This window comes from Porphyrobacter sp. TH134, assembly GCF_002855495.1.
GTDB lineage: Bacteria > Pseudomonadota > Alphaproteobacteria > Sphingomonadales > Sphingomonadaceae > Erythrobacter.
This window is the reverse complement of the sequence record NZ_PKRO01000012.1, coordinates 1-13,931: the sequence shown is the minus strand read 5'-3', so window position 1 is coordinate 13,931 and position 13,931 is coordinate 1. Positions and strand designations below refer to the sequence as shown.

General features: G+C 64.8%; 14 protein-coding genes. 12 read left to right on the top strand and 2 right to left on the bottom strand.

Features of this window, described 5'->3' with window-relative positions:
- Position 1 precedes the first annotated feature (1 nt).
- From pepN to C0V72_RS07225, 12 genes are all read left to right on the top strand, one after another.
- The gene (gene pepN, locus C0V72_RS07280; protein ID WP_101792847.1) at positions 2-2,662 is read left to right on the top strand and encodes an aminopeptidase N; all 2,661 of its coding nucleotides are present in this window, start codon (positions 2-4) and stop codon (positions 2,660-2,662) included.
- 4 nt (positions 2,663-2,666) lie between these two features.
- Positions 2,667-3,416 (top strand): peptidoglycan editing factor PgeF, encoded by a 750-nt coding sequence (gene pgeF, locus C0V72_RS07275; protein WP_101792844.1) that lies wholly within the window; start codon positions 2,667-2,669, stop codon positions 3,414-3,416.
- 231 nt (positions 3,417-3,647) lie between these two features.
- A complete protein-coding gene (petA, locus tag C0V72_RS07270; protein ID WP_172438948.1) occupies positions 3,648-4,211 on the top strand; it encodes a ubiquinol-cytochrome c reductase iron-sulfur subunit in 564 nt (187 codons plus the stop codon).
- 66 nt (positions 4,212-4,277) lie between these two features.
- A complete protein-coding gene (locus C0V72_RS07265; protein WP_101792840.1) occupies positions 4,278-5,642 on the top strand; it encodes a cytochrome b in 1,365 nt (454 codons plus the stop codon).
- Between the two features lie 54 nt (positions 5,643-5,696).
- Entirely contained in the window at positions 5,697-6,554 is an 858-nt protein-coding gene (locus C0V72_RS07260; protein ID WP_101792838.1) for a cytochrome c1, read from the top strand.
- Positions 6,555-6,645: 91 nt separating this feature from the next.
- A complete protein-coding gene (locus C0V72_RS07255) occupies positions 6,646-7,197 on the top strand; it encodes an adenine phosphoribosyltransferase (protein WP_101792835.1) in 552 nt (183 codons plus the stop codon).
- A 142-nt stretch (positions 7,198-7,339) separates the two neighbouring features.
- Positions 7,340-10,180 (top strand): monovalent cation/H+ antiporter subunit A, encoded by a 2,841-nt coding sequence (locus C0V72_RS07250; protein ID WP_101792833.1) that lies wholly within the window; start codon positions 7,340-7,342, stop codon positions 10,178-10,180.
- Positions 10,177-10,572 (top strand): Na+/H+ antiporter subunit C, encoded by a 396-nt coding sequence (locus C0V72_RS07245; RefSeq protein WP_101792830.1) that lies wholly within the window; start codon positions 10,177-10,179, stop codon positions 10,570-10,572. Before C0V72_RS07250 ends, C0V72_RS07245 begins: the two co-directional genes overlap by 4 nt.
- Positions 10,569-12,098 carry a monovalent cation/H+ antiporter subunit D gene (locus C0V72_RS07240; protein ID WP_101792827.1) on the top strand — a complete coding sequence of 510 codons (1,530 nt, stop codon included), beginning with the start codon at positions 10,569-10,571 and terminating at the stop codon, positions 12,096-12,098. The genes C0V72_RS07245 and C0V72_RS07240 overlap by 4 nt, the downstream gene beginning before the upstream one ends.
- On the top strand, positions 12,098-12,583 hold the full coding sequence (locus C0V72_RS07235; RefSeq protein WP_233999831.1) for a Na+/H+ antiporter subunit E: 486 nt from the start codon (positions 12,098-12,100) through the stop codon (positions 12,581-12,583). Before C0V72_RS07240 ends, C0V72_RS07235 begins: the two co-directional genes overlap by 1 nt.
- Entirely contained in the window at positions 12,580-12,849 is a 270-nt protein-coding gene (locus C0V72_RS07230) for a K+/H+ antiporter subunit F (protein WP_101792821.1), read from the top strand. Before C0V72_RS07235 ends, C0V72_RS07230 begins: the two co-directional genes overlap by 4 nt.
- Positions 12,846-13,268, top strand: coding sequence for a Na+/H+ antiporter subunit G (locus C0V72_RS07225; RefSeq protein WP_101792819.1), 423 nt, complete (start codon positions 12,846-12,848; stop codon positions 13,266-13,268). The genes C0V72_RS07230 and C0V72_RS07225 overlap by 4 nt, the downstream gene beginning before the upstream one ends.
- Before the next feature lie 77 nt (positions 13,269-13,345).
- On the opposite strand, the gene C0V72_RS07220 is transcribed toward C0V72_RS07225, so the two are convergent.
- Positions 13,346-13,618 carry a hypothetical protein gene (locus C0V72_RS07220; RefSeq protein ID WP_101792816.1) on the bottom strand — a complete coding sequence of 91 codons (273 nt, stop codon included), beginning with the start codon at positions 13,616-13,618 and terminating at the stop codon, positions 13,346-13,348.
- A gap of 87 nt (positions 13,619-13,705) precedes the next feature.
- On the bottom strand, positions 13,706-13,931 hold a 226-nt coding region (locus C0V72_RS16380), incomplete at its 5' end, for a hypothetical protein (RefSeq protein WP_442792566.1).

Sequence of the window (13,931 nt, the reverse complement as noted above, 5' to 3'; positions counted from 1 at the left end):
CATGGATATCGCAACCACCCCCATCAGCCCCGAAGCTAACCCCGAACTGGCGGATGCCGCACCCACCCCGCACGAGCCGCCCGTGATCCGGCGCGAGGATTACCAGCCGTTTCCTTGGGCCGTGCCGACCACGACGCTGGATTTCCGGCTCGGGCTTGAGGCCACCACCGTTACCGCCACGCTGGCAATCGAGCGCAACCCCGCCGCCGAGCCGACCAGCGAGCTGCGCCTCAATGGTGACAGCCTGACCGCGACAAGCGTCATCGTCGACGGCGCGCCTGCCGATTGGCGGATGGATGGGCCTGACCTGATCGTGACCCTGCCGGGCGCGAAGCACACGGTCGAAGTCGTGACGCAGATCAACCCCAGCGCCAACACCCAGCTGATGGGCCTTTATGCCTCGAACGGGATGCTGTGCACCCAGTGCGAATCGGAGGGCTTCCGCCGGATCACCTTCTTCCCCGACCGGCCCGATGTGCTCTCGACCTATGCGGTGCGGATGGAGGGGGACAAGGGGCTGTTCCCGATCCTGCTGTGCAACGGCAACCGTGTGGCCGCGGGTGAGAACGCGGACGGCACCCACTGGGCCGAATGGCACGATCCCTGGCCCAAGCCGTCCTACCTCTTCGCGCTGGTCGCGGGTGATCTGGTCGCCAATTCCAAGCCCTTCACGACCCGCTCGGGCCGCCAAGTCGAATGCAACGTCTGGGTGCGCGCCGAAGACCTCGAACGCACCGACCACGCGCTCGAATCGCTGCACCGCTCGATGAAGTGGGACGAGGACGTGTTCGGGCGCGAATATGATCTTGATCTCTACAACATCGTCGCCGTTTCCGATTTCAACATGGGCGCGATGGAGAACAAGGGGCTCAATGTCTTCAACACGAAGTACGTTCTGGCTGATCCCGACACCGCGACCGATGCCGATTTCGACGCGGTCGAAGGCGTGATCGCGCATGAATATTTCCACAACTGGTCGGGCAACCGCATCACCTGCCGCGACTGGTTCCAGCTCTCGCTGAAAGAAGGCTTCACCGTGCTGCGCGACCAGCTGTTTTCGCAGGATATGCGCGGCGAGGCGGTCAAGCGGATCGAGGATGTGCGGATTTTGCGTGCGGCGCAGTTCCCCGAGGATGCGGGGCCGCTGGCGCACCCGATTCGGCCCGACAGCTACCGCGAGATCAGCAACTTCTACACAGCGACCGTCTACAACAAGGGCGCCGAGGTGATCCGCATGATGTGCAGCATGGTCGGCGAGGCGCGGTTCCGGGCGGGGACCGACCTCTATTTCGACCGCCATGACGGCGAGGCTGCGACCTGCGAGGATTTCGTCAAGGCGATCGAGGACGGGGCGGGGATCGACCTTGCCCGGTTCCGCCGCTGGTATTCGCAGGCCGGCACGCCGCGCGTCACCGTGTCGCAGGCCGTCGAGGGCGATACGCTCAAACTTACCCTCAGGCAGACCGTCCCCGTCACCCCCGGCCAGCCCGACAAGCTGTCGATGCCGATCCCGCTTCGGGTCGCAGTGCACTCCCGCTCCGGCGCGCTCGGGGCGGAGCAGTTGGTGGTGCTGGAGGAGGAAGAGCAGACCTTCACCCTGCCGCTGGCGGGCGGCGAGCCGGTCGTCTCCATCAATCGCGGCTTCACCGCCCCCGTCGTGATCGAACGCGATCTGGCGCGTGAGGATCTGGTGTTCCTCGCCGCGCATGACGATGATCCCTTCGCCCGCTCGGAAGCCTTGCAGGAACTGGCTGTCGGGCATCTCGTCGGCACGGCCGCCGGGACCCTCTCGCCTGACACGCAGGCGGCGGGTGAGGCGGCGATCATCGGGGCGTTCCGTTCCAGCCTTGCGGACAACGCGCTTGATGATGCGATGCGCGGCGAATTGCTGGTGCTGCCTTCGGAAACCTACCTGTTCGAGGCGATGGCGACCGGGACACGCAAGGCTGATCCCGGCGCGATCCATGCAGCGCGCGAAGGGCTGAAAGCGGCCATCGGCAGCGCGCTGGCGGACGAATTGCAGGCGCTCCATTCGCGCGCCTCTGCCGTGACGCTCGATGATCCTGCGGGCCGGGGTGCGCGCAAGGTCAAGACCATTGCGCTGGGCCTGATCGCCGCCGCCGACCCCGTGAGCGCCGCGACGCTGGCCGCCGCGCAATTCGATGCCGCCGACAACATGACCGACCGGCAGGGCGCGCTGATGGTGCTGTGCGGGCTCGATCATCCGGCGCGCGAGGACAAGCTGGCGGCGTTTTACGATCGCTACAGGGACAATGCGCTGGTGGTGGACAAGTGGTTCACGCTCCAAGCGCTTTCGCTCCATCCGCAGGTCATCCAGCATGTCCGCGCACTGGCCGAGCATCCGGACTTCACGATGAAGAACCCCAACCGCGTGCGATCGCTGCACATGGCCTTCGCAGGCAATCCCAAGGGTTTCCACAAGTCTGATGGAGAGGGCTACCGGATGGTCGCCGACGTGATCCTCGCGCTTGATCCGATCAACCCGCAGACCGCGGCGCGGTTCGTGCCTGCGCTGGGGCGCTGGCGGCGGATCGAGGCCGGGCGGGCGGCGCTGATGAAGGCAGAGCTGGAGCGGATCCTGGCTGCCGGCAACCTGTCGCGCGACACTTTCGAGCAGGTCAGCCGCTCGCTGGAAGGCTGATCGGGTGACGTTCCCAATCGAAACCCACCCGTTGCTGGGGGGTGTGCCGCACGGCTTTTTCGGCAGCAACGGCGGCGCGCACCAGTTCGGCTTTGGCGGGCCGGGGGACGGGGCCGATGTGCGCGCTCTGCGGGCGGCGGCGGCGCAGGCTATCCTGCCCGGCGGAAGGCTCGCCGCGCCCCATCAGGTGCATTCACCCGATGTCGTGACCGTGACGCAGGCGTGGGACGATGCTGCCGAAGGTCGCCCGGTCGCAGACGCCGTTGTCACCGCGACGCCGGGCATCGTGCTCGGGATTGTCACGGCCGATTGCGGGCCAATCCTGTTCGCTGACCGTCAGGCCGGGGTGATCGGCGCAGCCCACGCCGGCTGGCGCGGCGCGGTGGACGGCGTGGTCGAAAACACCATCGCCGCGATGGAGGCGCTGGGGGCGCGGCGCGGGGACATTGCCGCGGTGCTCGGGCCAACAATTGCGCAGCCAAGCTACGAAGTCGACGCGCCGTTCCGCGCCCGCTTTCCCGCCGATGCGGAGCGTTTCTTCGCTCCCGCACCCGAACGGGCGGGGGCGGCGCGCTGGCAGTTTGACTTGCCCGGCTTCATCATGGCGCAACTGAGCGCGGCGGGCCTTAGCAAAATTGCGGATATAGGCCGGGATACTTTCTCCCATGTCGCGCGTTACCATTCCCACAGACGCGCCACGCAGGCGGGTGAAGCCAATTATGGTCGGCAGATCAGTATGATCGCTCTCCCCTAAGGTCGGCTTGCACGCATGCGAACGCGGCTTGTTTAAAACACGGTTGGATTCTCGCAGGATTGCCGTTAATTGCCCCGGCCAAGCTTCCGGCAAGGTGCGTTTATAAGCGCCTCCCGGCCTGAAGCAGGGATCAATCGACGGAAATTGCATTGGGGCGGTCGCCCCATCTCTGGAACACCACGCCGCGCGGGCCGTATTTCCGCCGCGGCAAAACGAGCAGGGTAAGACGAAATGGCTACTGACACAGCAGCTACCAGTGAAATCGCCGCCCCCGATGGCGTGCGTCGCCGCGACTGGATCCATATCGCCGCATTGAGCACGGCCGGCGTTGGTGGGGCATCAGTGCTGTTCCCGTTGGTCAGCCAGATGGCCCCTTCGGCCGACGTCAAGGCAGCCAGCACCACCGAAGTCGATGTCGGCGCGATCCAGCCCGGCCAGAGCATCAAGTGGACGTTCCGCAAGCAGCCCTTGTTCGTGAAGCGCCTGACGGCCGAAGAAATCACGCGGGCCAAGGCCGATGATGGCGCCGCGATGCGCGACCCCGCCACGCTGGCCTCGCGCACCAAGGAAGGTCACGAAGACATTCTGGTCACGATGGGCGTTTGCACCCACCTCGGCTGCGTGCCGCTGGGCGCTGCCGAAGGTGAAAACAAGGGTGAGTTCGGCGGCTATTTCTGCCCCTGCCACGGTTCGCACTACGATGTGGCGGGCCGCGTCCGCAAAGGCCCCGCGCCGCTCAATCTGATGGTGCCGGAATACAGCTTCACCTCCGACACTGTCATCCGCGTGGGCTAAGCCTGCGTATCTGATCGATAACGATAATCATCCGTCCCTTCACTTTGATCAAGCCGAGAGAACGCCATGAGTTTCGCCTGGGCCAAGCAGTATGAACCGCAAACCGCTCTAACCAAGTGGCTTGACGATAAATTGCCGTTGCCGCGTCTGGTATACAGCGCGGTCGGTGCCGGTTACCCGGTGCCGCGCAACCTTAACTACATGTGGAATTTCGGCGTTCTCGCCGGCTTCTGTCTGATGATCCAGATCGTCACCGGCGTTGTGCTCGCCATGCACTACGCCGCGAACGCAACGGTTGCGTTCGGCACGGTCGAGCACATCATGCGCAACGTGAATTACGGCTGGATGCTGCGTTACGCCCATGCCAACGGGGCGAGCTTCTTCTTCATCGTCATCTACATGCACATCTTCCGCGGCCTGTTCTATTCATCGTACAAGGCCCCGCGCGAGATGATCTGGCTGCTGGGTGTGGTGATCTTCCTGCTCATGATGGCGACCGCCTTCATGGGTTACGTGCTGCCGTGGGGCCAGATGAGCTTCTGGGGCGCGCAGGTGATTACCGGCCTGTTCAGCGCGATCCCGCTGGTGGGTGAACCGCTGCAAGTATGGCTGCTGGGCGGCTTCGCGCCGGACAACGCCGCACTGAACCGCTTCTTCAGCTTGCACTTCCTGATGCCCTTCGTGATTGCGGGCGTCGTGATCCTGCACATCTGGGCGCTGCACATTCCCGGCTCGTCGAACCCGACCGGCGTGGAAGTGAAGCAGGAATCGGACACCGTGCCGTTCCACCCCTACTACACCACCAAGGACGGTTTCGGTCTTGGCGTGTTCCTCATCCTGTTCACCACGATGGTGTTCTTCCTGCCGAACGCGCTGGGTCACCCGGACAACTACATCGAAGCCAACCCGCTTTCGACCCCGGCACACATCGTGCCCGAATGGTACTTCTGGCCGTTCTACGCGATCCTGCGCGCCTTCACAGGTGACCTCAGCATTCCGTTCACCGGCATCGTGCTGATCCCGGCCAAGCTGCTCGGTGTGATCGCAATGTTCGGCTCGATCCTGCTGTGGTTCATCCTGCCCTGGCTGGACAAGAGCCCGGTGCGTTCGGGCCACTACCGCCCGCTGTTCCGCAAGTTCTTCTGGTTCGGCCTGATCCCGACCATGATTGCGCTGTTCATCTGCGGCGGTGCCCCGGCGGAAGAGCCCTATGTGGTGATCAGCCAGATCGCGACGGCTTACTACTTCCTCCACTTCCTGGTGATCCTGCCGATCATCAGCCAGATCGAAGTGCCCAAGGCTCTGCCGTTCTCGATCACCGAAGCGGTGCTCGGCAACAGCAAGGCTGCGGAAGCGCCGCGTGCAACAGGTGTGGTGGGTGGCGGCGACGCCGGCAGCCTGCCCGATGGTTCGCTGCAACCGGCCGAGTAATCGGCCGGGGCAGTGCCCAAGCAATCTGAACCGACAACGAGAAAGAGTTCAGTCATGTCTATTCGTCTCGGCGGCATCATCGCCGGCCTCGCCATTACCGCAGTGCTGCTGTTCTGGTCGCTCGCGCCTGGTGTCTACAACTACGCTTTCGGCCCCGCGCCGGAAAAGCAGCCTTCCTATGCTTTCTACGAGCACGGCGAAGGCCCGGAGGGCGGCTTTTCGTTCGACGGCGCCTTTGGCAAATGGGACTATGCCCAGCTCCAGCGCGGCTATCAGGTCTACAAGGAAGTCTGCTCGGCCTGCCACAGCCTGAAGTTTGTCGCCTTCCGCAACCTTCAGGAACTTGGCTACACCGAAGCTGAAGTTGACGCCGAGGCTGCCAGCTGGACCGTTCCGGGGATTGATCCGGCCACCGGCGAGACGACCACCCGTCCGGGTGAGCCGACGGATTACTTCCCGATGCCGTTCCCCAACGCCATCGCGGCTGCTGCGGCCAACAACAACGCGATCCCGCCGGATCTCTCGTTGATGACCAAGGCCCGTCATGACGGTTCGAACTACGTGTACTCGCTGCTGACCGGCTACACCGAACCCGATCCCGAAAAGGCGGCCAAGGTTGGGTTTGAAACGCCGGTTGGGCTCTATTTCAACAAGCACTTCCCGAACGTGAACATCGCCATGGCCCCGCCGCTCGCGGTTGATGGTCAGGTGACTTACGCAGACGGAACCAATGCCACCATCCCGCAGATGGCAACTGACGTTGCTGCCTTCCTCACCTGGACGGCTGAACCTTCGCTGGTGCAGCGCAAGCAGACGGGTTGGTTCGTGATTGGCTTCCTGCTGTTCGCCACTGTGCTGGCGTTCCTCAGCTACAAGCAGATCTGGGCCGGGCTGAAGCCGAAAAAGGGCTAATTCCCCGCTTGAGAAACGCACGCGCGCCCCGTCATCCCTTGCGGATGGCGGGGCGCTCTGCTTTGAACGCTGCGAAAAGGGGCTTGCCGATATGACTGCACCGCATCTCTCACTCGCAGAGCTCAAGGCGCTGGTGCGCACTGTGCCGGACTTCCCGAAAGCAGGCATCCAGTTCCGCGATATCACCACGCTGATCGGTCACCATCGAGGCATGGCGGCGAGTGTCCATCACCTTGCGACGCTGGCCAAGGCGGCTGGCGCAGACAAGATCGCGGGAATGGAAGCGCGCGGCTTCATCTTCGGCGCGGCGGTGGCGGTGCAGCTGGGCATCGGGTTCGTGCCGGTGCGCAAGCCCGGCAAGCTTCCGATCAAGACCATCGGCATCGACTACGCGCTCGAATACGGCAGCGACCGGCTCGAAATGGACCCTGACGCGGTCGAAGCCGGCCAGAAGGTGGTGATGGTTGATGACCTCATCGCCACCGGGGGCACAGCGCTGGCGTCTGCCGAATTGCTGCGCACGGCAGGGGCCATTGTCGAGCAGGCCCTGTTTGTCATCGATCTGCCTGACCTCGGCGGGGCGGCTCGGTTGAAGGGGGCAGGGATTGCGGTCAACGCGCTGATGGAATTCGAAGGCGACTAGGGCGCTGGGCGGAGCGGCGATAGCCCCGCCGGGGCCTGGTGGGTTGTAATCTGGCCGACCGCTCGTCTATGCCGTGTTGCAGCGCCACTTGCGCGCCGCTCGCTACGCCGATCCACTCGCAAAGGGACCACCCGGGCCGCCAATGGCAATTGCCTTGACGCTTTTGACGCTGGTTGCGCTTCCCTTTGTTGCGGCGCTTGCCACCGCGCTGCTGCACCAAGCGACGCGCGCGGTGCACTCTGCCATTGCGGCTGCGGCAAGTGCCGGCGGATTGGTGCTGCTGGCAAGCCTTGCCGGGCCTGTCATCGGCGGTGAGATTCCCTTCGCGACATGGCAATGGGTGCCTTCGCTGGGCCTCGATCTCACGCTGATGATCGATCCGCTCGGGCTGATGTTTGCCGGGCTGATCCTCGGGATCGGGCTGCTGGTGGTGATCTTTGCCCATTTCTACCTTGACGCGGATGAGGCGACGGGGCGCTTCTTCGCCAGCCTGATGCTGTTTCAGGGCGCGATGCTGGGCATTGTGATCGCGGGCAATGTGCTGTTGCTGCTGGTTTTCTGGGAGATGACCAGCCTTGCGTCGTTCCTGCTGATCGGCTTCTGGCAGCATAGAGCTGAAGCCCGGCAGGGGGCGCGGATGGCCCTGGCGGTGACCGGCGGCGGCGGGCTCGCTCTGATCGGGGGGATGGTGCTGCTGGGCCTTGTTGCCGGCAGTTTCGACATCGCGACGATCCTTGCGCGCGGCGATATCGTGCGCGCCTCGCCGCTTTATCCTGTGCTGCTCGGGCTGATCCTGCTGGGCTGCTTTACGAAGTCTGCGCAGTTCCCGTTTCATTTCTGGCTCCCCCACGCGATGGCGGCGCCGACCCCGGTGAGCGCCTATCTCCATTCCGCCACGATGGTGAAGGCCGGGGTGTTCCTGCTTGCGCGGCTGTGGCCGGTGCTGGCGGGGACCGAGCTGTACACCGGAATTGTCACCAGCGTGGGGCTCACCACGATGATCTTTGGCGCGCTGGTTGCCTTGTTCCGCCACGATCTGAAGAGCATCCTTGCCTATTCCACCATCTCGCAGCTGGGGATGCTGGTGATGCTGCTGGGCTTTTCGCTGGAGACGGCTGCCCTGGCGGCCGCGCTGCATATCCTCAACCACGCCGCCTTCAAGGCTGCTTTGTTCATGAGCGCGGGGATCGTCGAGCACGAAACCGGCACACGGGACATCCGGCGCCTTGGCGGGCTGGCCAAGGCCATGCCGATGACCGCGCTGATCGCCACCCTGGCGGCCGCTTCGATGGCCGGACTGCCACCGCTGGGCGGGTTTATCTCCAAGGAGCTGATGCTTTACGAGACGCCCAAGCTGGCCTTGTTGGGCCTGCCGTGGCTGCTGCCTGCGCTGGCGACACTGGGCGCCACTTTCTCGGTCGGTTATTCGCTCAGGCTCGCCGGGCACCTGTTTTCCGGCCGCCCGCGCGAGGCCGAACCCTTCGCCCGCGCGCATGATCCGGGCTTTGGCATGTGGGCTGCGCCCGCGCTGCTGACCGTGCTGGCGGTGCTGCTGGGCCTGATCCCGATGCTGCTGGCCGGTCCGCTGACCGGTGCGGTGACCGCGGCCATAACCGGTGCGCCCGCCCCCGCATTCGACCTTGCCTTGTGGCATGGGCTCAACCTCGCGCTGATCCTCAGCCTGATCGCGGTCGCGGGCGGCGCGCTGCTGCTATGGCAGCACAAGCGCCTGCTCGCAGCATGGGAGCGCGCCAGCCTGCCGGATGCCAAGCGCATGTTCGAGGCGAGCTTTGCCTTTGCCGACAAATGGGTGCGCAAGGCGACTGTCGCCGTCCACACGCCCTCGCTGCAACGGATGCTGCTGGCGAGCTTTGCTGTGATTGTGCTGCTGGTGATCGATGGCATCCAAGCTGGTGGCAGCTTCACCGGCACGCGCAGCTTGCTGCCGGCTTCCCCGCTGGCCTTCATCGCCTGGGCGCTGCTGATCGCGGCCACGGCAGCGGTGGTGAACGATTCCCACAACCGCCTGCGGGTGCTGATCTATATCAGCGTCATCGGCCTCGTGGTCAGTCTCACCTTTGTGCAATTTTCCGCTCCCGATCTGGCGCTGACGCAGATTTCCGTCGAGGTTGTCACGATCCTCTTGTTGCTGCTCGCGCTCAACCTCCTGCCCAAAAGTCCGCCGTTGCTGTCGTCGGCGCCGCGCAAATGGCGGGACGGGATGCTGGCGGTGACCGGCGGGGTGCTGGTCGGCGGGATCGCCTGGGCCATGCTGACCCGCGATCCGGGGCCGAGCATTGCGGCCTATCACCTCGCCAATGCCAAATCGGGCGGGGGCGGGACGAATGTGGTCAACGTCATCCTCGTCGACTTCCGCGCCTTTGATACGCTGGGCGAGATTATTGTGCTCGGCATTGCGGGGCTGGGCATCTTTGCGCTGCTTGATAGCACTGCCACCGGCGCCGCGGGCGCGCGGCTGCGGGCTTGGCGCGAAGATATGCCCCACTCGCCCGAGCGTCATCCCCTCATGCTGGTGGCCGCCAGCCGCATCGTTTTGCCACTGACGCTGACCGTTGCGATTTACCTGTTCCTGCGCGGCCACAATCAGCCGGGGGGCGGCTTCATCGCGGCGCTGGTGGCAGCGATTGCATTCCTGGTCCAATACCTTGCCGCCGGGTTCGACTGGTCCGACAGGCGCAAGCGGATTGGCGAGCATCAGCTGATCGCCTGGGGCGTGCTGACGGCGATGGCGACCGGCCTCGGCGCGTTCCTGTTCGGGTCGAGCTTTCTGACCTCGACCTTCGGCTATTTCTCCCTGCCGCTGATCGGCAAGTTCGAATTGGCCAGCGCGATGCTGTTCGATACCGGCGTGTTCCTGACCGTGTTCGGTGCGGTGATGCTGGCGCTTGCACAATTGAGCCACATCGCGGCCCGCGCCGCCCGCGCCCATGCTGCGCAGCACAGCGAGGGGGGTGGGGCGTGAGCTACGAGTTCCTTCTGGCGACCGCGATTGGCGTGCTGGTGGCAGGCGGGATCTTCCTGGCGCTGCGGGCCCGCACCTTTCAGGTGGTGCTGGGCCTCACGCTCATCTCCTATGCCGTCAACCTGTTCCTGTTCGCATCCGGCCGTCTGGTGGTGGGCCGCCCGCCAATCTGGGACAAGTCGGTCAGCGCCTACACTGACCCCCTGCCGCAGGCGCTGGTGCTGACGGCGATTGTCATCACCTTCGGCATGACGGCCTTTGTGGTGATCCTGAGCTTGCGCAGCTTCCTTGAGACCGGCAGCGATCATGTCGATGGCGACAAGGTGCCTTGCGACGCGCAGGACGGGCTGGCGGATCGCCGCGCCGACGATCACGAGGACACGCGGGCGTGACGCTGGCCGATCATCTTCCGATCCTGCCGGTCATCATTCCCGCGCTGGCCGCGCCGGTTATCCTGCTGGTGATACGGCGGCGGCCGTGGTTGGGTGTTGCGGCCGCACTGGTGTCGTGTCTTGGTTTGCTGGTCTGCGCGCTTGCCTTGATGGCGCGGGTCAGCGACGGGTCGATCCTCGCCTATGCCGTGGGCGAGTGGCCTGCGCCCTTTGGCATTGTGCTGGTGGCAGACCGGCTTGCGGCGATGATGCTGGTGCTGACCGCCTGCCTCGGATTGATCGCATGGCTCCACGCCGTGGTCACCGGAGCCGACCGCAAGGGTTGGCATTTCCATGCCCTGTTCCAGTTCCAGCTGATGGGTCTGAACGGCGCGTTCCTGACCGGCGATCTGTTCAACCTGTTCGTGTTCTTCGAGGTGCTGCTGATTGCATCCTATGGATTGATGCTGCACGGCCAAGGCCCGGCGCGGCTGAAGGCGGGCGTGCAGTATGTCGTCGTCAATCTCGTCGGATCGTCGCTGTTCCTGATTGCCTTGGGAATGCTCTATGCGCTCACCGGCACGCTGAACATGGCGGATATGGGCTTGCGCGTGGCCGCGATTGCACCGGGGGATCAGGGCCTGCTGCGGATTGCCGCGCTGCTGCTGGTGAGTGTATTTGCACTGAAGGCGGCCGTCGCACCGCTGCACCTGTGGCTGGTGCGGACCTATGCGGTTTCGGCCCCCGCGGTGGCCGCGCTGTTTGCGATCATGACCAAGGTGGGCGTCTATTCCCTGATCCGGGTGGTGCCGCAGGTGTTTGGCGACAGCGCGGGCGCGGCAGCGTGGGTGCCCGCGCCCTACCTGCTCCCTGCCGCGATGGTGAGCGCCGTGATCGGCTTTGCAGGTGTCTTTACCGCGCGCAGCCTGTCAGAACAGGCGGCCTATGCGGTGATCGGTTCCACCGGCACGCTGTTGATCGCGGTTGCGGGATGGAGCGCGGATAGTCTTGGGGCAGGCCTCTATTACCTCGCCCATTCCACCTTCGCGGCGGCCGCGTTGTTTCTGGTGGCCGATGTGGTGGCCCGCAGGCGGGGGAGCTTTGGCGACAGTGCCAGCCCCGGGCCAGACTTTGCAGGGCGCAGCGGCGTAGCGCTGTTGTTCATGGCCGCTGCCATCGCGGCGACGGGCCTGCCGCCCTTGTCGGGCTTTATCGGCAAGCTGTTGATCCTCAAATCCGTTGCCGCGCTGCCCGATTGGGGGTGGGCGTGGGGCGTTATTCTGGGGACGACCTTCTTCGGCGTGGTCGGTTTTGCGCGCGTGGGAAGCGCGGTGTTCTGGAAATCGGCTGGCGGCGGCGGCGGCGGCGGGGCACCGCACGCGCCTGTCAGCCGTGCCGATCTGGCCGCGCCGATCATGGCGCTGACCCTGCTCGCCGCGCTGTCAGCCGGGGCGGGCTGGGCCAGTGCCTATGCCAATGCAGCCGCTGTGCAGGTGCTCGATCCGGCCCAAAGCGCGCGCGCTGTGCTGACGCAGGGGGCACGATGATGAACCGTATCGTCCCGCATCCCGGCCTCAGCCTGCTGCTGGTTTTGATGTGGGTGGTGATGGTCAACGACCTCACCTTTGGCACGCTGTTCCTCGGGATCGTCTTTGGCCTTGCCGTGCCGATCTTTACTGCGCCGTGGTGGCCGGAGCGGCCGGCGGTGCGGTTTGCGCCCGCGCTCGGCTACCTCGCGATTGTCGCGTGGGACATTGTCATCGCCAATTTCCACGTGGCCGCGATCATTCTGTTCAAGCCCAACCGCAACTTGCGCCCGGCTTGGCTGACAATCCCGCTCGAACTGACCACGCCCGAGGCAATCACGGTGTTTGCCGGCACGATCAGCCTGACGCCGGGCACGGTCTCGGTCGATGTCTCGGCCTGTGGTAACTATCTGCTGGTCCATGCCTTGCACGCGCCTGATCCGGCAGCGGAAGTTGCCAAGGCCAAGCAACGCTATGAGGCGCGGCTGAAGGAGATTTTCCGATGATCGCCTATGCGCTTGCTATCGGCTTTGGGATGCTTGGGCTTGCGCTGGTGATGAACCTGTGGCGCCTGTTCAAGGGACCGGGGGTGGCAGACCGCATCCTTGCGCTCGACACAATGGTCATCAACGCAATCGGGATCATCGTGCTCATCGGCATCGCTGGCGGCAGCGGTATATCCTTTGAAGCGGCCTTGCTGCTGGCGATGGTGGGCTTTGTCGGCACCGTCGCCTATGCCAAGTTCTGCCTGCGCGGGGACATTATCGAATGACCATCGGGGTGCCCTTGGCCGAGTTGCTGGTGAGCTTTCTGATCGTGCTTGGCGCGGGGTTTGCGCTGATCGGCAGCTGGGGTCTGGTGCGTCTGCCTTCGCTGATGGAGCGGCTGCACGGCCCGACCAAGGCGACCACCCTGGGTCTTGGGGCGATGCTGGTGGGGTCAGTCGCATGGTTCCAGCTGGTCCGCGGCGAATGGACCACGCACGAATTGCTGGTGTCGGTGTTCCTGTTCGTCACCGCTCCGATCAGCGCCAACATGATCGCCAAGGTGCATCTGCACCGTGAACGGCAGGGAGAACCCAGCGCGCAGCCCGGTCCCGCAGGTGTGCCTGCGCCGCCGCCCGGCGGGACGGACTGGGCGACCCATTCAGCCCCGCAGCTCGGCAGTCCGGGCGATTTTGTTGGCGATTAGCGCGGCGGCACTGCGCGGACGGGGGCCGCATGGCCGCCCGTCCGGCTGTTATTGTGCCGCGCGCATCGCCCGTCCGGTCAGAGCGCCGGATCTGCCGCCTTGGCAGCGGGCGCGGTCTTGGTAGCGCCAGCGGCCGGCTGGGCGGGATTGGTGCGCTCTGCCGCCTGCTTGTCGCGATAGCGCTTGAACAAATATCCCCCAGCCCCGATGGCCAGCATTGTCGGCAAACTGAGCCGTGCCAGTACCATCGGCACGATCGAACCCAGCACCGCTCCGGTCCCGTTGTCGACATTCGGGATTTTCTTGGCAACCTGCGCGCCCATCGCGGCGCCGATTATACTCTTGATCATGGCATGTCTCCTTGAAGGGGGAGCAACCTTGGCAGCCGCCGAAATGTTCCCGTGGGCGCGATCTGCTGTTCTGGCCGACCTGTTGGTCTAATCTTGCGGCGGCCATGCGGCCGCAAAGTGCAGGATCGCACGGGTGCCGGGCGCCGTGCCGACCACTTCCAGACGGCCATCCAGACCATGGGCCAGCGCTTCCATCACTTGCGTGCCCAGACCCGTTGTTGAAGGACAGTTCACAGGAGCCGTAAGGCGACATCCAGCTTTACGAGGTGTCGCCTTGGCCTGATCGATTTCCCGGCGGATGGTCTTCCGGGAG

Excerpts from the sequence above, each read along its gene's own strand:
- petA (WP_172438948.1), top strand. The coding sequence starts at position 3,648 with ATGGCTACTGACACAGCAGCTACCAGTGAAATCGCCGCCCCCGATGGC.
- C0V72_RS07265 (WP_101792840.1), top strand. The coding sequence starts at position 4,278 with ATGAGTTTCGCCTGGGCCAAGCAGTATGAACCGCAAACCGCTCTAACC.
- C0V72_RS07235 (WP_233999831.1), top strand. The coding sequence starts at position 12,098 with ATGAACCGTATCGTCCCGCATCCCGGCCTCAGCCTGCTGCTGGTTTTG.
- C0V72_RS07255 (WP_101792835.1), top strand. The coding sequence starts at position 6,646 with ATGACTGCACCGCATCTCTCACTCGCAGAGCTCAAGGCGCTGGTGCGC.
- C0V72_RS07220 (WP_101792816.1), bottom strand. The coding sequence starts at position 13,618 with ATGATCAAGAGTATAATCGGCGCCGCGATGGGCGCGCAGGTTGCCAAG.
- C0V72_RS07250 (WP_101792833.1), top strand. The coding sequence starts at position 7,340 with ATGGCAATTGCCTTGACGCTTTTGACGCTGGTTGCGCTTCCCTTTGTT.
- C0V72_RS07225 (WP_101792819.1), top strand. The coding sequence starts at position 12,846 with ATGACCATCGGGGTGCCCTTGGCCGAGTTGCTGGTGAGCTTTCTGATC.
- C0V72_RS07230 (WP_101792821.1), top strand. The coding sequence starts at position 12,580 with ATGATCGCCTATGCGCTTGCTATCGGCTTTGGGATGCTTGGGCTTGCG.
- C0V72_RS07260 (WP_101792838.1), top strand. The coding sequence starts at position 5,697 with ATGTCTATTCGTCTCGGCGGCATCATCGCCGGCCTCGCCATTACCGCA.
- pepN (WP_101792847.1), top strand. The coding sequence starts at position 2 with ATGGATATCGCAACCACCCCCATCAGCCCCGAAGCTAACCCCGAACTG.